This window comes from Streptomyces sp. 7N604 (assembly GCF_052245475.1).
GTDB lineage: Bacteria > Actinomycetota > Actinomycetes > Streptomycetales > Streptomycetaceae > Streptomyces.
The window spans coordinates 152934-172110 of the sequence record NZ_JBQQBX010000005.1; the positions used below are offsets into that span (position 1 = coordinate 152934).

Sequence of the window (19177 nt, forward strand, 5' to 3'; positions counted from 1 at the left end):
CGGGCGGCCCGCGCATGAGGCTTCGGCGCGGGATGGCGATCGCCGTCGTAGCTGCCGGTGGTGCCGTGACGACAATGCTCGTTGGGCTTGTCACGAATGCTGTGTCCGATCAGTCACAATGGCCCGGCTGGCTGGGGTGGTTACAGCGGCACGCCTGGTTTTCGTTCGCCATGCTGGGCGCGGCGATGGTCGGGCTGACGGTGTTGCTCGCTGCGCTGTCGGAGACCCGGACACCCGTACCACCTGCTCAGTCGCCGCCTCGGCCGGACGACGAGTCGGGGCCTCCGGGAGCCGCCCTGGTGTTGCGGTCGCTGCCGCGCGACACCGCGGCGTTCACCGACCGGTCCGCTGAGCTGGAGGCACTGGTGCGGTCGGTCCGGACATCACAGGAGAGCGGTGAGGCCCTGCCGGTCCACGTGATCGATGGAATGCCGGGGGTCGGAAAGACGACCTTCGCGGTGCACGCCGGGCACATGCTCTCGGAGCGGTTTCCCGACGGGCAGCTCTTCGTGAATCTCAACGGGCACACGTCAGGACGGACACCGGTGCAGGCCACGGAAGCGCTAGCCTCGCTGCTGGCGGCCACCGGGGTGCCGACGCAGCAGATACCCGTCGGCGACGACGTGGGCGCAGTCACCCAGGCGCGGGCCGCCATGTGGCGGAGTCGGCTTGCGGGGAAGAATGCGCTGCTCATCCTCGACAACGCGGCCAGCTACCGGCAGCTGGAGCCCCTGCTCCCGGGCGGGGGCGGCTGTCTCGTGCTAGTGACCAGCCGGAAGCGGCTCGCGGCGCACGAGGAGGTGGTCCTGCCAGTGGCGGCACTGCCCCCGGATCACGCGGTCGACCTGCTCGTACGGCTCAGCGGCCGGCCAGCGGACTCGCTCGACCGGGACATACTCGAGGAATTGGTGGAACTCTGCGGGCATCTACCGCTGGGGGTATCGCTACTCGCGGCACGGCTGCGGCACCATCCGTCCTGGAGCGCCGAGGACCTGCGGGAGCGGCTGGTTGCGGCCCGGGACCGGCTGGGAGAGCTGCGTGCTGGGGAGCGCGCGGTCGACGCGACATTCGATCTGTCTTACCGGGACCTCGAGCCGGAGTTGCAAAGTTTCTTCCGTTCCCTTGGCTTCTATCCTGGAACAGACCTCGATGCGTATGCCGGGGCCGCACTCTGCTCGGTCCCAGTGGCCAAGGCCCGCCAGCAACTCGACGCCCTCTACGACGCCCACCTCATCGACGAACAACCAGGGAGCCGCTACCAGCTTCACGATCTCTTGCGCGACTACGCCCGCGGTCTTGCCGCCGAGGGAGACAGCATGGAGAACACTCAGGCCATTCAGCGCGTGTGCACCTACTATCTGGCCGCTCTCGCCGTCGCAAACAGATACATCGTCCGCGGCGGCGCAATCGTGCCGGCACCGCCGAACGACGCGGTGCAGGCAGAGGCTCCCCCCATGGAGTCGCGTACGGCGGCCCTGGGCTGGCTGGAGAACGAGCGGCCCAACGTCCTGGCATGCATCCGGCGGGCGAACAGCCTCGCCCTGCACGACCTCGTGATCCGTCTGGCCGCGGCCATGGCTCCCTTCCTGCGGCAGGCCGGACCCTGGGATCAGGCCGTCGGGCTCCACCGGACCGCCGCCGAGGCCGCTCGGCACACCGGCGACCGACGGGCGCTGGCCGATGCGCTCGCCGAGCTCGGCGTCGTACGACGCTTCATGGCCGCCTACCCCGAGGCGATCGAGCCTCTGAACGAGGCAGTGGCCCTATACGACGAGGTCGGTGACCGGCGTGGTAAGGCCGACGCGCTGAACCAGGCGGGCATCGTCTGGTACCTGACAGCGGACAACGACGCCGCAGCCCGCGCCCAGACCGAAGCCCTCGCCCTCTACCGTGAGCTGGGGGACCGGCTCGGACAGGCCAACGCGCTCGCGGACCTCGGCATGGTGCGTCGCCAGACCAGCCAGTTCGACGCCTCGGTGGAGGCGCAGACGGAGGCCCTGTCGCTCTACCGCGAGCTGAACGACCGGTACGGAGAGGCCAACTCCCTGCGGGACCTGGGTGTCGTGCACTGCCTCATGGGCGAGTACGACCTGGCGACGCGGCGCCACCGCGAGGCGTTCGACATCTACCTGGAGCTCGACGACCGGGTTCACCAGGCGTACGCCCTCAATGAGTTGGGAGTCGTACGACGGCTCACCGGCGATCTCGTCGGGGCACGAGAGGCTCACTCCCAGGCACTGGAGCACTACACCGAACTCGGCGACAGATTTGGGCGCGCGAACAGCATCCGCCACCTCGGGGTGCTTGAGCGAGTCTCCGGGAACATCACGGAGGCGATCCGGCTGCTGGAGGAGGCCCTGAGCGCGTACCGCGATCTCGGCAGCCGCGGAGGCGAGGCCGCCTCGCTGAGCGAGCTGGGTGCGGTTCGCGGGATCGCCGGAGAGCGGGATGACGCGGTCGATGCGTTCCAGAGCAGCCTGGAGATCCTGCAGGAGCTGGGTGACCGGTGTGGCGAGGCGGAAGTGCTGAACCACTGGGGGACCCTGCTGCGCACCTCCGACGACCCGGAAGCGGCACGCGGGCGCTTCGAGCGGGCACTGGGCTTGGCACGGGACATCCGCTGTCCGCTGGAAGAGGCGCGGGCGCTGGAAGGCATCGGTCGCTGCCACTGGGTAGTCGACGGGCCCGCTCGGGCCGAGGGCCCGCTGCGTGACGCGGTCAATGTGTACCGGCAGCTGGGCGTGAGCGCGGCGGCCGACGACGTCGAACGGCTGCTGGTCTCGCACTCGGGCTGAGTCTGTGGCCGGATTCCGTATGCCGGCGCAGGCGGTGAGGCTGCTACGTTGCCAGCCGATCTGTTGCTTCGACCGCCGTCGCACCGTGCCAGGCCCAGCACGTCCATCACGAGGAGCGTTGAATGCCGTCACCCACGACCGCAACCGAACCGCGCACCGCGACGCCCGTCGGCCCGGCGTCCACGGATGCGGCGCCGGGTACCGCGGTCCTCGACCGCGTGGCCGCCCGCGTGCGGCAGCGGCTGGAAACCGAGCAGTCCGCGACAAGCCGCGTTGGCGACGGCTCCCACGCGGCCTCGATCATCTGGCCCTGGCCCGTGTGAGCACCTCCGCTTGATGACGCGGCTCGAAGGCACCACCCCTTTCCGGACATTCATTCTCAAGATCGCCAACCGCTGCAACATCGACTGCGACTACTGCTTCGTGTTCAACTCCAAGGACCAGGCGGCGCGGCACCTGCCCGCCCGGATGGACGTTGACGTAGCACGGGCTGCCGCCCGGCGGATCGGTGAACACGTCGCGGCACACGGCCTGCAGACGGTGCATGTCGTCCTTCATGGTGGGGAGCCGTTGCTCGCCGGTGCCCGGCACATGGCCGACCTGCTGGGCACCATCCGGGAAGGGATTCCGGCGGGCACGGAGGTCCGCTTCGAGCTCCAGACCAACGGGACACTGCTGTCCAACGCGTGGCTGGATCTCTTCGAGCGGCACGCAGTGGTGGTGGGCGTCAGCCTCGACGGGCCGCCGACCGCAAACGACCGGCACAGGCTGACGCACGCCGGGCGGTCGAGCGCCGCCTCAGCCGTGCGCGGCATCGAGCTACTCCGGTCCCGGCCGCATCTGTTCGCGGGACTGCTCGCCGTCGTGGACCTGGCCAACGACCCCGTGGAGGTTCACGACTATCTGGCGTCGTTCGAGCCACCGATGATCGACTTCGGCCTGCCGCACGGGACCCACGACGACCCGCCGCACCGCGACGACCCGAGCGTCCCCGAGTACGGGCTATGGATGAGCCGGGTGTACGACGCCTGGCTCGCTCGGCCTGAGTACCGGCACAGCGTACGGATGCTGGAAGACATCGTGGCCCTCAGCTCCGGCGTGCGCGGCTCGGTGGAAACGCTCGGTCTGGCCCCACCGACGAGCGTCGTGATCGAGTCCGACGGAACGGTCGAGGGCGTCGACACTCTGCGGTCCGTCGAGGAGGGTGCGTCCTGGCTGGGGCTCGACGTGTTCAACCACTCCTTCGACGAGGTCTTGCACCATCCGAAGCTCCTGCACCGGCGGCACGGAAAGGCCGCGCTCGTCGAGAAGTGCCAGAGCTGTCCGCTGGTGGAGGTGTGCGGCGGGGGCTACCTCCCGCACCGCTTCAGCGCCGCTCGCGGCTACGGGAATCCCTCCGTCTACTGCGCGGACCTGGAGTACCTCATCCGGCATGTCCAAGGCTCCTTGCGGCGACACGGCTGGAGCCCGTATGCGTCGGCCGCTCCGTCCCCGTAGGCGCGCATGCCGTACCGCCACAAGGGGATCAAGCGTTGGAGCGAGCGAGTGAAGCGACCGACGAACGACGGGAGACGCCAATGACCGTGACGATCCGCCCCGCAGAGAAGCGGGACGTCCTGGCCGTGGCCGAGCTGATCGAGGAGATCGAGCGATTCTACGGGTCAACCGAGATCCAGCCGCTCGAGGAGCGCCGGTTCCAAGTGGAGGACGCCCTGTTCGGCTCTCCGCCGCTGGCATCCGCCCTCCTGGTTGAGGACGAGACCGGTGGCCTCGTCGGCCTCGCGGCATACTCCTTCCTCTGGCCAGCCGCCGGCTCCTCCCACTCCCTCTTCCTCAAGGAGCTCTACGTCCGCGACACCCTCCGTCGTCAGGGCGTCGGCGCCCGCCTCATGGATGAACTCCGTGCCCTGGCCGCCGGACGCCCTGGGTGCAGCCGAGTCGAGTGGATGACGGACCGCGACAACCCAGGCGCGCGGGCCTTCTACAAGTCGCTGGGGTTCGCCGAGTTCGACGGGAAGATCGTCTATCGAGTCGACACCGGCACGGCATGAGGAGGAGCGAGTTGAAGGAAGAGCGCTGCGATCGATGTGACTGCATCATCGGGCTGGGATGCGACTGCCTGCGTGACGGGGCCGTGCCGAGGGTGCGTCCTGCATTCCAGCCGAGGCGGGAATGGCGGCGTTTCCCCGCGGACACGATCCTGATCTCGCCCACGCGGTACGCGCACCTACCAGGGGCGTGCACTCACCTGATCGAAGAGTTGGTGAAGGCGCCGCGCTGGGGCTGGATCCCTGACCCGCCGCCCGGGCTCTGGGACCGGTTGAGCAGCAGTTACCCGGCGACCGCAACGGAAGGCAACACCGAGCGGCAGGCGATACGGCGGTGCGAGGAGTGCCAGTCGGCCTTGTCGTGACGTGAGCTCGGTGGCCGCGGCGGCAATCGGGCCAACTCAAGCGTGTCAGGTCGCCACGCTCAGCAGGACGTCGGTTAGGCGGTCCGCCGCGTCGGGGCGGCCCAAGGCGCGGGCCTGTTCCACCATGTGCTGTCGCTTCTCGGGTGAGGAGAGGATCGAGGAGACGGCCCTGCGCAGACCCTCGGGCGTGACCGCCTCCTTGAGCAGCGCGACGGCGGCTCCCGCCTGCTGGAGGTGGAGGGCGTTGTGCTCCTGCTCGTTGGCGGCCGACGTTGCGAGCGGGATGAGGACAGAGGGCTTACCGAGGGCAGTGAGCTCGGCGATCGTGCCAGCGCCGCTGCGGGAGATGACGACATCGGCGAGGGCGAGGACGTCGGGGAGCTCCGAGCCGACGAAGTCGGTGACCAGGTAGCGGGGCCGGATATCGTCCGGGAGCTGGGCGGCGTACTGGCGGGCCTCCTCGATGGATGTGGCGCCGCACTGGTGGATGACGTTGGCCTGGGTGAGCAGCCACGGGAGGACCGCGCCGACCACGGTGTTGATCTGGACAGAGCCCTGGGCGCCGCCGGTGACGTAGACAGTGGGCAGGGTGCGGTTGAAACCGGTGAGGCCGAGGCCACCGATCGCTTTGTCCGGCTGGCCGGTAAGGACTTCGGGGCGTACGGGGTTGCCGGTGACGACCGCCGAACTGCGGACCGAGTCGGGCAGGAGCGGCAGGGTCGACTCGGAGGAGACGGCGACGCGGGTGGCGGCCCGGGCCAGGGCCCGGTTGGCCAGACCGAGGCGGACAGTCTGTTCGTGGATGACGAGCGGGCGGCGACAGAACTTGGCCGCGAGGCCGACGGGGACGGCGACGTAGCCACCAGTGGACAGCACCACGTCGGGCTTGAATTCGGAGACGATGGCGCGGGCCTGGGCCGCGCCCAGCGGGACGCGCCCCATGTCCTTGATGTTCGCCGGGGAGGCCAACTTGAGCGGGTTGCTGGAGCGGCGGATCTTGCCGGTGGCCACGGTCTTGAAGGAGATGCCCTCACGCTCGGTGACGCGGGCCTCAAGACCGGTGGCGGTTCCGACCCACAGGACGTCCAGCCCGATGCCGAGGCGGGCGAGCCGGGTGCTGGTCGTGCGGATCGTGGTGAGTGCGGGGTAGGTGTGGCCGCCGGTCCCGCCGCCTGTGACGATCAGCCGGAAGGGCCGGCCCGGGGCGGCGATACGGCGGTCGAGGTCAGCGCTGGTCACGTCGTTGGGCTTCCCGTTCCGGCGGGCTCCGGGGTTGTGCCTGGGCCTGGAGACATTCGGACCTGCCGGGCGATATCAGGCAGCCGCACCTTCGTGAGGAGCCGTCCGACGCCCCACGGCGTGGTCCCGAACTGATGCAGGTAGGTGCTCAGCGTGCGCTGCTGCTCGGCGGTGAGGACGAACTCGCGCACCCCTGCCTCCGTACGACGGAAGCGGTGCGGATCACGGACGCTCTCCCGGCGGCGTGCGGCCGCCAAGAGAGCGTCGAGGTCGAAGCGCGCGGTCTGGCGCAGCACCTCGGACGGGTCAGGGCGGAAGATGTCGGACAGGATGAGGCGGTGGTATTCGGCGCCCTCGCGTACCAGCGCCTCGATCAGGCCACCGCCGCCCACGCCGACACCGATGTCACGGAGCGCGGCCAGGCAGGCGCGGGTGGCGAGATCCGCGGTGTCGTCCAGGGCCTCGGAGATGATCCGCGTCCGGTAGGTGTAGAGCAGGTTGTTCCCCAGGTGGCCCTCGACGTAGCGGTCGATGTTCTCCGTGGCGTATGCCAGGAGCTCGGCGCGGTCGTCCCACAGCTGCTCGTCGGTCTCAGCCGCGAACTCCTTCAGCACGGCCGCCAGGGCGGGCCCGTGGGGCATGGTCCGTGCGAGCTCCAGCCAACGCATCGGCGAGATGCAGTGTCCGCGCAGGATGGCCAGAAGGACGGCGAAGACGCCGCCGTTGTAGAGGGAGGCCAGGAGCAGGTTCATCACCCGGGACTCCCGGTAGTCCTCGTACGGCATGTCGGGCACGGTGACGCACACCTCGTCCAGCTCGGCCGCGCGCAACTCCTCACCGAACACGGTGTAGGCGCCATAGCAGCGCGGTACGACCCGCCACTTGGTGACCAGCCCGTGTTCGCGGCGGTAGGCGTCGGTGCACATCTCGCTGCCGGGCAGCAGGGTGAGCTGGAACATGTTGAGCCGGTCGAACCCGGCGTCCACGAGCTGGCGCAGGGTGCCGAGGTGCTTGGCCTTCGAGTCACCTGGCAGGGCGAGGATCACCTCGCTGTAGGTGCCCGCCCCGGCGTCCGCGGCGGCGAGGGCGATCTCCATGAGCTTGCCGGCGTCGATGTTCGTACGGGCGATCCTGCGCAGGACATCGGGGTCGAGGGACTGCACGGCGCCGGACAGACTGATGGCGCCGGGGACCTGGGCGACGGCTGACACGACGCGGTCGCGCTGGTTCTTGCCGGTGGTGACGTTGACGACGCGCGGCCAGCCGTAGAGCTGCTGTCATTCGGCGATCACCTGGCAGGTCTCGTGGTCCTCGGGGTACATGCCGAAGTTGCTGTCGGTGATGAGGAGTTCGTTGCGGGCAGTCCCGGCCTCGACGAGCGGTTTCATGCGGCGGCCGATGTAGTGCAGCTCGGCGCGGATGTGCTCAGGGTTCTTCTTGGCGACCTTCTGGAAGTACGCGGTGCCCTCCTGGCAGAAGGTGCACTTGAACGGGCAGCCCCGGTTGGTTTGAACGGTGGGAACGAGCTTGCCGTCGAAGAACTCGTCCATGAGGCCGAGCGTGTACGGGGATGGCACGTCGGACAGGTCGTGGATCCGGGGCCGTGGCGGCGAAGCGTAGAAGGTCCCGTCCCTGTCCATGCGATGCACGCCGGGGATGCTGCCGCGCATCTCGGCTCGACCGCCACCGTTGAGGGTGAGCAGAAGATCGCAGAACGCGACCTCGCCCTCCCCGTCGACGTAGAAGTCCACCTTCCCGGCCAGGCGCTCGCGCCAGAATTCGGTCTGCTCCTGAAGGCGGAGCGGATAGTGGGGACCGCCGAAGACAACCGTCATGCACGGAAAGCGCCGCTTTATCAGCTCGGCGAAGACGAGTGAGAGCTGGCTGTTCCAGATGTAGTGCGAGAACCCGATCACGTCAGGGGGCCCGTCCTGCTCCAGCGCGTCCGCAAGCGCTTCGGGATACTTGAACACCCGAACGGGGTGGACGAGGTCCACCTTCGTGGCCGCGTAGGTGGCCAGCCCCGCCACCGCCTGCGGCATCGTCTCGGCTGAGATCGCCTGCTGGGTGTAGGTGAGGTCGGCCAGCCACACGGTGAGCGTGACCTTTGGCTGCGCAACCGGGGCCACGGCCGGCACCGGCAGCAACACGGGCGCCGTCATGCCATGACCTCCAGAGGCGACGGGCGGCGGAGGAAGATCTGCAGAAGCAGACGGCGCTCGCTCTCGGGCACGTCCTCCTGCCCCCGGCCGAGCGCCTCGCGACCGTGGCAGCACAAGTGCTGGTTGACGATGAGCATGTCACCACGGCCCAGCAGGAACCTCCGCTGTCCGACAATCAGTTCGCGCTCCAGGGCCCGGGCCGCCTTGATGTATGGGTCGGCGGAGTTGGCGTCGGCGAACATCTTCGCTGTGAACCGGACGAAGCCTCCCAGCGGCGACAGGCCGTCGATGATGGGGAAGGGCCGCCACTCCTCGCCGACGCCCGTCAGGTCGTAGAAGTCCCCGTCCTCGTACCGCGGGTGGGTCAGCAGCTCGGTGTCGGCGTAGCTGAGCCGGTCCACGGCACGGCGGATCTGCGAGACGAGGCTGTGGCCCTGGCCCTTGGGGTCGGGACGTACGCACAAGAGAGCGCTGTAGTCGGGTGGCCAGGTGGAGTTCACGATGTCCAGGTGCATCGGGTTGTACCCCGTGCCGGTGGCGCGCATGGGGTCGATGGCCAGGTTGGTGCCCAGCGCCTTCCACAGCGGCCAGCGGCCGAAGGCGCGCAGCGGAGTGGCGATGAGGGAGACGAGGGCGGTGACGGCGTGCAGGCCGTTGTTCCCGGTGCCGAGAGCGTCGAGCAGGTCAGCCAGCTCCAGAACGGCGAAGCCTTCGCCGGCGGGGGCGTTCAGCAGCCGGTCACAGATGGCGAGGAACTCGGCGATGTACGGGAAGCTACGCAGCGTTTGGCGATAGGCAACGGCGGTCTCTGGGGACAGCAGGCCGTCAGTGAGCTTCCAGTCGGGAAGGATCGCGGCGTGCCGGGCCAAGTCGGCGACGAGCTCCTTAGGCAGTGCCACGCGATACTCGGGCAGGGTCGTGGTGGGCATATGGCACTCCTCATGTGGGTGTGGCTGATGGGGTGCACGGAGCCACGGGCGTGCGAGGGTGACGAGAGGGCCGTTGGCGTACGGCCGACACGCGGCTACGGGCGGAGCAAGTGGCCGATATCACCGACGAGCCAAAGGATCAGCAGGACGGGGACGACCAGCACCGCGAGCTGGAACCAGCTGAAGCCGTAGCGCCGCAGGAGTCGGAGTGGGTGGCAGAGCCCCCAGCACAGCGGCGGCAGTCCCGTCCGCCAGGGCCGAGGTCGTCGTTGGATCGTGTCTCTGGGTGCCGGGTTCATCGGCACCTGCGTTTCGATCCGAAGAGCACAAGGGCTCCGAAGGCCACGTTCAGCACGATGGTGAACAGCAGGCCGGTCATCGTCATTGCGACGGCACCACGATCCCCCGCGCCAGGCCCTCCTCGACCGCAGCCAGGGCCTTCGGCCACTCGGGTCGGTCGGCACGGCTGGAAAGAACGATCGCGCGGTCCACGAACGTCGCCACCGGGACCCATCTGCGCTCGTCCACGTAACGGAGCACCCCGCGCAGCGCCCTGGTCCTGCACCCTCAACTGGCTGGTCCCTGGGGTCAGGCACGCGTAGACCACGACCGGAGTGCCATGCGGTGCCTGCTGCGCTGGGGCCTCGACCACCGCGCTCACTGCTTCCGCCTCCGGTCCTCGGAGTCGTTATCGCGGGTCTCGTACGAGGGCTGTGGAGCGACCGGAAGGACACACCAGGCGATCGTTCCGTCGGCGGTGAATCCCCATCTTCCGCCGAGTGCGTCGATGAGGGTGTCCACGAGCCACAGACCCCGCCCACCCTCGTCGTCCGGGTTGGCCCTCGCCGGGCTGGGCACCGCGGACGGCGAGTGATCGTTGATCTCTAGCCGCACCTGTCCATCGGTGTGCATCATACGGAAGCTGATCGTGTCGCCGCGCCCGTGGAGAACTGCGTTGGTGAATAGTTCCGAGATCACCACTTCGACGAAGTCGACTCGGTCCTTGGACACGTGGCACGCGTTCCGCAGCCACGAGGCTCCGATTCGCCGCGCCTGCGCGACCCGTGACTCATCGCGTACGAAGGCGACCTCGACGGGCGACGGAAGCGCCTTGCACGCTCCAGCCGTGGAGGTGGTACAGGATCTCGTGGGAACGGTCGTGGTTGGAACCGAGGACACCATCGCCCAGTCCTTCCGGTGGTCGTGACCGGGGAGCACGAAGCACGGCCGTGGAGCGAGTAATTCCGGGGGCCAGGGTGGTCCGGGCGGGGTGATGCCTCCAGCTCCTGGAAAGCTCGCTGCTGGACAGTCCACGGCCCAGTCCTCCGTCTCTGTCGACGTTGCGTGATCGCAGTTATCGAACGATGACGGTGAGTTGATGGCTTTCCTACGCACCTGGCCTCGTCTCCTGAGACTTTGGCTGCCCCTGTCGTGGTCTTTTGGGACACCACTGCGTCCTGCGGGGCCGCGAGGTGGGTAAGGGGATCGACAATCGCGGCGTGCGGGCGCAGGGCCCGACGGCGTCCATTCCAGAGGGGTCACGGTGGGCGACAAGCAGCTGACGGCGTTCGGCATGTTGGTGCGGCAGCGCGGCTGGGGGTACGCGCGTTTCAGCCGCGAGTGCAAGCGGGTCTGCGCTGAGTTGCGCTTGGACGACGTGACCCCGCAGCGCAAGCAGTTCGATCGGTGGCGTTTCGGCCAGATCAAGGGGGTACCGCGTACGGAGGCGTGCGAGGTCCTGGAGCGGATGTTCCCGGGATGGACGGCAAAGAAGCTGCTCGCCCCGGCGGACGCTTCACCGCTTCCTGTGAACGCTGACGCCACACCGGCGCGCGCTGAGCAAGAACCCGAGCACGCGCCCCAGGCGGCGGACGTGCTGCTTGAGGAGGACGAGATGAAGCGGCGAACCCTGATCCGCGGCCTTGTCATTGGGACCGGTCTCGGCGTTTCCGAAACCGCCCTGGAGGTCATGGCCGCTGCACGACAACGCATGGACGTGGCCCTGGAGGCGTCGGCCATCGGGCCAGCAACATTGGAACGCTGGGAGATCACCGCCTTCGAATACGCACACGCCTACCAAACAGTGCCGCCGCAGCAACTCCTCGGCGACGTCCTCGCCGACTTCACCGAAGTGCAGCGCCTGCTGGAACAACGACAGCCCATCCGATACCGGCGCCGACTGTGCCGGGTAACTGGCCAACTCGCCGCGCTCGCCGGGATCTTCGCCTCTGCACTTGGCGCCCACCGTGAGGCGCGCGGATGGTTCCACACCGGGCACCTTGCCGCCGCTGAAGCCGGTGATACCCAGCTTGAGGGGTCGCTCGCGGTCCGGTCGGCCATCGTCTCGCTCTACTACGGGACCCCGGCTTCCGCCCACGAGCAGGCTGCCCGAGCCCGCCACGCCCTTGGGAACACCGTCGGCCCTGCCACCACACGCGCACTGGTTGTCGAAGCCCGCGCGCTCGCCCGTCTGCGGCGAGGGGAAGAAGCTCTGGCGCTGCTTCGGCAAGCCGACGACGTCTTCGGACGCCTCACGGACGAAGACCGCAGCGACCCTGCTCTCGGCCACACCGAACGGCAGTTCCTCTTTCACCTCGGCAACGCATGGACCCACCTGGGGCGTGCCGACGACGCCTGGCAGGTCCAGCAGCGAGCGCTGGAGAAGTACCCGCCCACCGAGTACCTCGACCCGACCCTGATCCGCCTGGACCGGGCAATCTGCCTCGCGCGCAGCGGCGAAGCGGAGGAGGCGTATTGCACCGCAGCACAGGCCATCACGTCGCTGCCGGACGAACACCGCACCGGCATGATCGTGAAGTACGCCACCGACTTCAGCCGTATCGCAGGGCACGCCCAGCTCCCCGCGGGCAAGGAATTCGCAGAATTGCTGCGGTCCTGAGGCGACTTACCCACCGGACACCGGGTTGATCAGGGAACCGATCCCGGAGATGTGCACTGCCACCTCGTCGCCGGGCATGATCGGACCGACCCCCGACGGCGTGCCGGTCAGCAGGACGTCCCCGGGGTGGAGCGTGACCGCCGCTGTGATGTACGCCAGCAGGGAGGCGACCGGATGCAGCATCGTGGCCGTCGTGGCACGCTGCCGCTCGGTACCGCCGACCTCGCAGCGCACCTCGAGCCCGCTTGGGTCCAGACCCGTGGTGATCCACGGACCGATCGGGCAGAACGTGTCGAACCCCTTCGCCCAGGAAGGCTGCCCATCCGCCCGCTGGATGTCCCGGGCGGTCACGTCGTTGGCACAGGTGTAGCCGAGGACGTACTCCAGTGCCTCGGCGGCCGGAACGTTTCGGGCCGTACGGCCCATGACCACGGCGAGCTCGGCCTCATGTTCCACCTCGCGTGACTGCGCCGGATAACGGATTGCCTCCCCGGGACCGATCACCGCAGACGGCGGCTTGAAGAACAGCCGGGGCGCGGCCGGTGTGTCCAGCTGCATCTCGGCGATGTGATCGGCGTAGTTCCGCCCCACCGCGACGATCTTTCCGGGAAGGACCGGAGCGAGCAGCCGCACCTCGGCGAGCGCGACGCTGCGGCCGGTGGATGCCGCAGTGCCGCGGACCGGATCAGCGGTCAGCACATCTAGGACGTCCTTGCCGTCGGCCGTGGTGGTGAGCCACCCGTACAGGACCTGCCCCTGCCACTCGAACCTCGCCAGCCGCTGCGATCCATCCGTCAGCCCCATGCATGCACCGTACCCTCGACGCGGCAAGTGGCCCTCTTGCCGGGGTCAGTACGCCGCCAGGTAGACCCGCACGCGGCTGCCCGCGCCCTCGCCGATATGGATCCGATGCCTTGCCCTTCAACGGCCGCTCGTGCGCAGTCGCCGTGGATGGCATGGACGTGAATCGCCGCCGTTGAGGTCCGCCCGCGTGGCCCGCCGCGACGGGGAACTCGAACCCGCGGCGCCGTCACGTCACCAAGGATGACTGAATACCTGCGGTGGCCTTGTCGCCGAACAACCGGCGAGCCAGATGGTGTCGATCACGGTGTCGCCAGCGCAGCGACGCGCGGTAGCCAGGGAAGTCACCACACCCTCTGGCGGAAGGGACGCGCAGTCGCGAGCATTGGGTTGCGGAGGTTGCGGAGCCACCAGCGGTGAGGGGATAACCGCAGGCACCATCCAGGACCGCTGTGCAGCATGGGTACCATTCGGGACATCTGGGCCCAGTGAACTCGCCCGGAATGCTCTCTTTCTCCTCTCCATGGGGGAGTTGGCGTTGGCGAAACCGCGCGCACCACCGATAGCGTCGGTCTACCTGAGACAACCCTCGCCCCACCACCGGGAGTTACGAGTGAACCGCCGTTCTTTGCCCGCGGTTGCGGCGCTTGCCGCAACCACCGCACTGCTCCTTACCGGGTGCAGCAGCGACTCCGGCCCGGACGACAAGATCAAGGGCGCGGACGAGGCTGACAACTCACACAGTTCCTCCCAGCCCCCAGCGAGTAACGCCAACCGCCCCAAAATCGAAGTCCCCAAGACCCTCAAGATGGACTTCGAGGAATGGACCGACGAAGACCCCCGGATCCAGACGATCCTCAACGACGGCAGGGAAGGCGTTCGCGCCGTCAACGAAGCTATCCTCCAGAACCCACCGAACCCGAACTCCCCGAACGTGGCCTTCTACCACTCCTCCGACGCCCTCAAGGACACGAAGGACTGGATTTCAGGATTCAAGGAAAACGATCTGACGATCACCGGAACCATCCGATACTTCGACCCCGTGGTAAAGGTCCGAAAGGGAGACCGAGCCGCAGAGCTCATCTATTGCTCCGACGAAAGTGGCGGGGCCTCCAAGAACCGAAAAACTGGAAAGGTCGACGACTCGGCCACCGGTAGTAATTTTGTTCAATACGTGACCCTCCTCCAAAAGGACTCAGAAGGCGTCTGGAAGGCAGCAGCGCTGGAAGGGAACCGGGGCGCATGTTCATGAACAAAGAGGTCGCCTGGTCAGTGGCCCTGACCGCGGCAGTCTCGGCCCTCCTCACCATCGTCGCCCCCACGGCCCACGCGGGCCCTATCGGCAACGGAAGTGACTCGAACAACCGGGCCGACAAAACCCAAGGTACCTCGAATGGTTCCGGATCACTTGAGGCCGCTGCCGCCACGCGGGTCAAAGTCAGCACGCCCAATGGCAAGGTAGGCGACGGGAATCTCACCCCGATCAACACTAACTGGACTCCTCCGATCTGCTGGTACGAGCCGGCCATGACGCCGAAGGAGTTCAAGGAGAACCTCGAGGATCTGGAGAAACGAGGCAGGGGGATGGCCCTGACGGCCATCCACAGTTATTGGGACATGCGGACTGTGAAGCGGCAGTACGGGAATGATGAGAACGCTTTCGGAGACGGCACCGAGAGCTCCAAGAACTACAACCTCGACAAGCAAGGCGAGGGTATGTGGTGGCAAGGGGTCGTAAACCCTAACCGGCAGAACGAGTATGACAGCGTCAAAAGGCCTTGCGGCAAGAACATCTTCTGGGTCGAAAATGGTGAAGCTTCAGCACCCGAAGCCATTTCGCCCAAAGTTCTCGCCGAATACGCTTACGACTCCATCAAGGTTCCCGATACCGAGATCGAGATGAGCCCGGAGGGGGAGAGCACGGTCAACCTCCCCACCTGGATGTGGCTCGACGGGGCGAAGTTCAAGCCAGTCGAGGTCACCGCCTCCATCGACATGGGCGACGGCCAGGAGCTCTCTGCCACCACTGAAGCCGAGCCGGTCTCCCTCCACCTCGACCCGGGCACCGAGGACGCCCAAGTCCACCCGGCCTCCGGCGAATGCCCCATCCAGAACGGCAAGATCGGCACCCGGTACACCAAGGGAAACGCCGAGAAGACCCCGCCCTGCGGCGTCACCTATCTCCGCGCCACGTCGAATTCCGGTCCGTACGAGCTGAAGGCCTCGGTCACCTGGAAGATCTCCTGGAAGGGATCGGGCGGCACCGGCGGAGACCTGCCCGACGGCACCTTCGAGACCACCGAGGACGTCACTGTTCAAGAGGTCCAGGCGATCAACCGCTGACCAGTAACACTCGACGTACGAGGGGGCGAGCATGTCGAAGGGATCGGACCTCCAGGTCGACTATGAGCTGCTGGAGACGAGCGCCAAGCAGCTTCGTCAGATCCGCACCGAGTTCAACGGGCTGGAGGATTGGAAGCAGGACATCAAGTCCCTGCTCGGTGACAGCCGTGTCCAGAAAGCCATGGGTGACTTTGTGGACAACTGGGACGACAACCGCAAGCGGCTGGTGAAGGAGATCGAAGAGGTCGGGAAGATGGTCAGGGCGACCCGTGACGCCTTCAAGGACCTCGACGTCGACCTGGCGAAGGCCACCAAGGGCAAGAAATAGCGTCGAAGGGCGCTGGCAGACTGACGACTCTTCAGGGGGGAACATCCATGGCGCGGCCCGCTGACTGGGCACCGCTCGCCGAGACCGATCCCGTGCCGGGCGACCCGGAGGGAATCCGGGACGAAGTCGACCACATGAAGCGGGTGGCCGAGAAGCTGCGTACGCAAGCCGCCGCGATGGAGGCGATCGCCGACAGCGATGGTCTGAAGGGCAAGTACGCGGACGAGCTTGCTGAGAAGGCACGTGGACTGTCGCGCAGGCTGGACCTTGCCGAGGACCGCTACCGCGAGGTGAAGGGGCACCTGGGTGGCTGGGCGGACGACATGGAGACCGCCCAGAAGAAGGCGGACCGGGCGCTGGATGACGCGAAGGACGCCCAGCGTGTTCTCAACCGCCACAAAGGCGAGGGTGCGGGGAAGGACTCCGGCAAGGGGGATTCGAGCGATCCGAGTGACGACCCGGCGGTCAAACGGGCCGAGGACGATCTGGAAGAGGCGCGCCGGAAGCTGAACTCGGCCGTGACGTTCTACGGCGATCGGGCGGATCACTGGGCCGGCAAGATCCGGTCGTCGGTCGACGACGACCTGGAGGACAGCTGGTGGAACGACCTCAAGGCGTTGGCAGGTGCTGACTGGCTGGGGAACCTGGCCGAGTATTTGAGTGACATCACCACCGTGCTCGGCATCATCGCGATCTTCTTCCCGGCGGTCGGCGTTCTGGCCGGGTTCCTCACCGCAATCGTCATGGGGATCCACGCGATTCAGGCACTGACAGGCAACGGTTCCTGGTTCGACGTCCTCACCGATGTCGCGGCGTTCAAAATGGCACGCAACGGCATCAAGGCGGCCAAGGCCGTCAAGGGCTTGCAGAAGGAGGCCCGCACGGTCTCGCAAGGGCTCGCCAAAACGAAGGCGACGCGACAGGCCATGCGTGCCAATGCGGCCAGCAGAAGGGGCGGCGGTCGGCTTGCTCGCGCGCACCGGGCGCGGGAGAACGCGACGGGACGTGCCGCCGGCAGGCAAGTACGCGATGAGCCCCTGCCGCAGCTGACGAGGAAGGAAAAGCTCCTCGCCCTTGGCGACAGGGGTACATCCAAGCACGTGAAGGACATTCGCCGCTGGCGAAACCAGTACCCCGACAACCCGCGGCTGGGCACTGCGGCCACCGAAGCGGGTCGTCACCTGGGAGTTGCCCGGGCATCCTGGGGAGGGAGTACCGTGCTTGACCTCGGCGGCAGGGTCGGCGACGAGTTCTCGAACACGTACGTGAATGCCAAGGGGCACATGACAGCGCCCGGAGCGGGTGTAGTGGGGTCACAATGGTGAGGTTCAAGGCGGTCAAGCACGGGTCGGGAGACACCGACAGCGCTCGGGCCCAGAAGGCACGCCAGGCGCGGGGGCGTGTCCGCGCATCAGGATCCCATCACCCTCGTCTGTCCAGACGGTCTCCTGGTGCGGCAGAGACGAGCGGTGTTCCAGGTGCCGTCGGTGCCGATCGAACAGCGGTCGGTCAGGTGGACGAGAAGATCTTCAAACTTGCGGCGAGGATGCGCTACGCGCTCGTCACCGTGGTTGCGCTCACCCTTCTGTGGTTCCTGCCCGCGCTGAGAGACGCGACGTTGTGGGGGTGGGAGGTTCCCGTGCCCACCTGGTGGACCGACATCGCGGCATCCACACCCCTGCTAGTGCTGTTCCGATTCTGGGATCCGGAGATCAGAGGCAGGGGCGCGACGCTGGAGTCCGACCTGAAGATCCTCAGCGGCCTCTACCTCTTCATGGCTGTCGTTGGCGCCGCGATCGAGGGCATCTGGTTGCTCTTGCCTGCCCTGGTCTTCAGCGTCGCTGTCTTCGCGGGCATCTGGTACACAAACAGGCGGGCCCGCACCCGTGGTTGAGCCGACTTCTTCCCCCACCGGCTATCGTCTGCTCCTGCCGTCGGACTGGGTGCAGGTCCCGCTGCGGCAGGGAGAACCAGAGGAGGCCGTACGCTCCATCGTCACCTCGGCCTTCACCCGCATACCGGCGGATGTACCGCGCGACAAGCTGACTCCGCTCCGACTCGAGCTTGAGCGCAGACTGCGGGCAGCCGTAGCCGACGCACGGAAGGCTAAGGCGCTGGAGATGTACCTGCCGATACGGCTGTCGGGAGAGACGAATCTCGGTGCGTCGATCATCGTTTCCGAGGCGTTGCTCCCCACGCGCACAGATTCGAACGGCACCACCACCCACGTGTCCGATCCGGCGGAGACCGCCCTGCAGTTGGTCTCCGGCGACAGAGCCGCCGACATGGATGTGAGCAGCGGTGAGGTCGACGGCGCCTTGGCGGTCCGCCGGGAACGCGTCGCGCCTCCGGCGGCGGACCGCGGGGCCGAGCTGGCCAGCCGCAGAGTCGACTACTTCGTGTCCGTGCCCGGCGACCCCGGACGCTGGTTCGTGGCAGCCTTCTCCACCATCGGGGCCGGGGACCCGCGCGACGATCTTGCCGACGCCCTGGTCGAGTGGTTCGACGCGCTGATGACGACTTTCCGTTGGAGCTGGGCATGACCGACAACCGGGTAGAACTGGACCACGAGTTCGACCTCGACATCGACTACGACCCGACCCTGTGGCTGGAGATCCCTCCACGGTGGGAGACGGAGACCTGGCAGGACATCGACGCCTGGGCGCACGAGTCCGCCACGCTGCTGTGGAGCTCGCACGGTAAGGATCCGGGCCGGTCCGGAGTCCCGTTCCTCGCCGGTACATTGCGGCGCTGTGCCGATTCCTTCGCACCGGAGGACTTCGCCACGCGAGGGCTACTGTACGTGCGAGACCCGCTGAGCATGCCGCTGCCGCTCTTCGCCTCCGTCGAACCGTCGCAGGGCGAGCGCGATGAGACGCTGCGTGCTCTGGTCCGGGCGGATGATCCGGACGCGGTTGAGCCTCCGGTCGTCGAGACGCACCGGACGGAGGAACTCGGTGAGGGGGTGCGGGTCTTCCGGTACGTACGTGAGGACGACGCCGCTGACGTCCTGGCGGGACTGAGGTACGCCTGGCGCGACGACGAACTCGGAACGGATGTCGTGCTGTGGACCGCTACGGACGACATCGCGCAGATCATGCAGGCTGCCGACGACATCGAGAAGCTCACGCACAAGATCGAGATCCGGATCTGGGACTTGGAACCGGTGGACGAGACGTCACCGGACCTGGAGTCCTAGAAAGGCACTTCGGAGTTGATGTCGTGACGGTGTGAGGTCGGAGGATCGGAGGAACGGCGGGGAAGCGCC

19 protein-coding genes are annotated in these 19177 nt (G+C 67.4%); 12 read left to right on the plus strand and 7 right to left on the minus strand.

The genetic code is table 11. The features are described from left to right. Positions 1-32: 32 nt before the first annotated feature. From haaT to haaN, 4 genes are all read left to right on the plus strand, one after another. A complete protein-coding gene (gene haaT / locus ACTWP8_RS07365) occupies positions 33-2795 on the plus strand; it encodes a cyclophane-containing RiPP biosynthesis TPR protein HaaT (RefSeq protein WP_443321326.1) in 2763 nt (920 codons plus the stop codon). 122 nt (positions 2796-2917) lie between these two features. Continuing rightward, positions 2918-3118 (plus strand): HaaA family cyclophane-containing RiPP peptide, encoded by a 201-nt coding sequence (gene haaA / locus ACTWP8_RS07370; RefSeq protein ID WP_443321327.1) that lies wholly within the window; start codon positions 2918-2920, stop codon positions 3116-3118. A gap of 13 nt (positions 3119-3131) precedes the next feature. Further along, on the plus strand, positions 3132-4292 hold the full coding sequence (locus tag ACTWP8_RS07375) for an FxsB family cyclophane-forming radical SAM/SPASM peptide maturase (RefSeq protein WP_443321328.1): 1161 nt from the start codon (positions 3132-3134) through the stop codon (positions 4290-4292). An 80-nt stretch (positions 4293-4372) separates the two neighbouring features. Then, positions 4373-4846: a cyclophane-containing RiPP N-acetyltransferase HaaN gene (gene haaN / locus ACTWP8_RS07380; RefSeq protein WP_443321329.1), complete on the plus strand. Its 474-nt coding sequence runs from the start codon at positions 4373-4375 to the stop codon at positions 4844-4846. Between the two features lie 407 nt (positions 4847-5253). On the opposite strand, the gene ACTWP8_RS07385 is transcribed toward haaN, so the two are convergent. The 6 genes from ACTWP8_RS07385 to ACTWP8_RS07410 form a co-directional block, all read right to left on the minus strand. Continuing rightward, entirely contained in the window at positions 5254-6447 is a 1194-nt protein-coding gene (locus ACTWP8_RS07385) for a UDP-N-acetylglucosamine--N-acetylmuramyl-(pentapeptide) pyrophosphoryl-undecaprenol N-acetylglucosamine transferase (RefSeq protein ID WP_443321330.1), read from the minus strand. Further along, complete coding sequence (locus tag ACTWP8_RS07390; protein WP_443321331.1) at positions 6444-7658, minus strand: hypothetical protein; 1215 nt, start codon at positions 7656-7658, stop codon at positions 6444-6446. The genes ACTWP8_RS07385 and ACTWP8_RS07390 overlap by 4 nt, the downstream gene beginning before the upstream one ends. 66 nt (positions 7659-7724) lie before the next feature. Next, on the minus strand, positions 7725-8609 hold the full coding sequence (locus ACTWP8_RS07395) for a B12-binding domain-containing radical SAM protein (RefSeq protein ID WP_443321332.1): 885 nt from the start codon (positions 8607-8609) through the stop codon (positions 7725-7727). After that, positions 8606-9538, minus strand: coding sequence for a TauD/TfdA family dioxygenase (locus ACTWP8_RS07400; RefSeq protein ID WP_443321333.1), 933 nt, complete (start codon positions 9536-9538; stop codon positions 8606-8608). The genes ACTWP8_RS07395 and ACTWP8_RS07400 overlap by 4 nt, the downstream gene beginning before the upstream one ends. A 381-nt stretch (positions 9539-9919) precedes the next feature. Further along, positions 9920-10066: a hypothetical protein gene (locus ACTWP8_RS07405; RefSeq protein ID WP_443321334.1), complete on the minus strand. Its 147-nt coding sequence runs from the start codon at positions 10064-10066 to the stop codon at positions 9920-9922. Between the two features lie 129 nt (positions 10067-10195). Further along, entirely contained in the window at positions 10196-11113 is a 918-nt protein-coding gene (locus ACTWP8_RS07410) for an ATP-binding protein (protein WP_443321335.1), read from the minus strand. Between ACTWP8_RS07410 and ACTWP8_RS07415 the strand changes: the two genes are divergently transcribed. Then, positions 11082-12437 (plus strand): hypothetical protein, encoded by a 1356-nt coding sequence (locus ACTWP8_RS07415; protein WP_443321336.1) that lies wholly within the window; start codon positions 11082-11084, stop codon positions 12435-12437. The two genes, ACTWP8_RS07410 and ACTWP8_RS07415, sit on opposite strands and share 32 nt — an antisense overlap. Before the next feature lie 6 nt (positions 12438-12443). Here the strand turns inward: ACTWP8_RS07415 and ACTWP8_RS07420 are convergent, their stop codons facing one another. Further along, on the minus strand, positions 12444-13241 hold the full coding sequence (locus tag ACTWP8_RS07420; protein WP_443321337.1) for a fumarylacetoacetate hydrolase family protein: 798 nt from the start codon (positions 13239-13241) through the stop codon (positions 12444-12446). A gap of 610 nt (positions 13242-13851) precedes the next feature. On the opposite strand from ACTWP8_RS07420, the gene ACTWP8_RS07425 reads away from it, so the two are divergent. The 7 genes from ACTWP8_RS07425 (at position 13852) to ACTWP8_RS07455 (ending at position 19108) form a co-directional block, all read left to right on the plus strand. After that, on the plus strand, positions 13852-14490 hold the full coding sequence (locus ACTWP8_RS07425) for a hypothetical protein (protein ID WP_443321338.1): 639 nt from the start codon (positions 13852-13854) through the stop codon (positions 14488-14490). Then, positions 14481-15581 carry a hypothetical protein gene (locus ACTWP8_RS07430; RefSeq protein WP_443321339.1) on the plus strand — a complete coding sequence of 367 codons (1101 nt, stop codon included), beginning with the start codon at positions 14481-14483 and terminating at the stop codon, positions 15579-15581. The genes ACTWP8_RS07425 and ACTWP8_RS07430 overlap by 10 nt, the downstream gene beginning before the upstream one ends. Before the next feature lie 31 nt (positions 15582-15612). Then, positions 15613-15909, plus strand: coding sequence for a hypothetical protein (locus ACTWP8_RS07435; RefSeq protein ID WP_443321340.1), 297 nt, complete (start codon positions 15613-15615; stop codon positions 15907-15909). Positions 15910-15956: 47 nt separating this feature from the next. Further along, positions 15957-17234 (plus strand): putative T7SS-secreted protein, encoded by a 1278-nt coding sequence (locus tag ACTWP8_RS07440; RefSeq protein ID WP_443321341.1) that lies wholly within the window; start codon positions 15957-15959, stop codon positions 17232-17234. 188 nt (positions 17235-17422) lie between these two features. Further along, positions 17423-17803, plus strand: coding sequence for a hypothetical protein (locus tag ACTWP8_RS07445; RefSeq protein ID WP_443321342.1), 381 nt, complete (start codon positions 17423-17425; stop codon positions 17801-17803). Then, positions 17796-18452, plus strand: a complete 657-nt coding sequence (locus ACTWP8_RS07450) for a hypothetical protein (protein ID WP_443321343.1) — start codon at positions 17796-17798, stop codon at positions 18450-18452. Before ACTWP8_RS07445 ends, ACTWP8_RS07450 begins: the two co-directional genes overlap by 8 nt. Further along, entirely contained in the window at positions 18449-19108 is a 660-nt protein-coding gene (locus tag ACTWP8_RS07455; RefSeq protein WP_443321344.1) for a hypothetical protein, read from the plus strand. The genes ACTWP8_RS07450 and ACTWP8_RS07455 overlap by 4 nt, the downstream gene beginning before the upstream one ends. The last annotated feature ends 69 nt before the right edge of the window (positions 19109-19177 follow it).

Excerpts from the sequence above, each read along its gene's own strand:
- haaT (WP_443321326.1), top strand. The coding sequence starts at position 33 with ATGGCGATCGCCGTCGTAGCTGCCGGTGGTGCCGTGACGACAATGCTC.
- haaA (WP_443321327.1), top strand. The coding sequence starts at position 2,918 with ATGCCGTCACCCACGACCGCAACCGAACCGCGCACCGCGACGCCCGTC.
- ACTWP8_RS07375 (WP_443321328.1), top strand. The coding sequence starts at position 3,132 with ATGACGCGGCTCGAAGGCACCACCCCTTTCCGGACATTCATTCTCAAG.
- haaN (WP_443321329.1), top strand. The coding sequence starts at position 4,373 with ATGACCGTGACGATCCGCCCCGCAGAGAAGCGGGACGTCCTGGCCGTG.
- ACTWP8_RS07395 (WP_443321332.1), bottom strand. The coding sequence starts at position 8,609 with ATGACGGCGCCCGTGTTGCTGCCGGTGCCGGCCGTGGCCCCGGTTGCG.
- ACTWP8_RS07400 (WP_443321333.1), bottom strand. The coding sequence starts at position 9,538 with ATGCCCACCACGACCCTGCCCGAGTATCGCGTGGCACTGCCTAAGGAG.
- ACTWP8_RS07410 (WP_443321335.1), bottom strand. The coding sequence starts at position 11,113 with ATGCCGAACGCCGTCAGCTGCTTGTCGCCCACCGTGACCCCTCTGGAA.
- ACTWP8_RS07420 (WP_443321337.1), bottom strand. The coding sequence starts at position 13,241 with ATGGGGCTGACGGATGGATCGCAGCGGCTGGCGAGGTTCGAGTGGCAG.
- ACTWP8_RS07430 (WP_443321339.1), top strand. The coding sequence starts at position 14,481 with ATGTTCATGAACAAAGAGGTCGCCTGGTCAGTGGCCCTGACCGCGGCA.
- ACTWP8_RS07435 (WP_443321340.1), top strand. The coding sequence starts at position 15,613 with ATGTCGAAGGGATCGGACCTCCAGGTCGACTATGAGCTGCTGGAGACG.
- ACTWP8_RS07440 (WP_443321341.1), top strand. The coding sequence starts at position 15,957 with ATGGCGCGGCCCGCTGACTGGGCACCGCTCGCCGAGACCGATCCCGTG.
- ACTWP8_RS07455 (WP_443321344.1), top strand. The coding sequence starts at position 18,449 with ATGACCGACAACCGGGTAGAACTGGACCACGAGTTCGACCTCGACATC.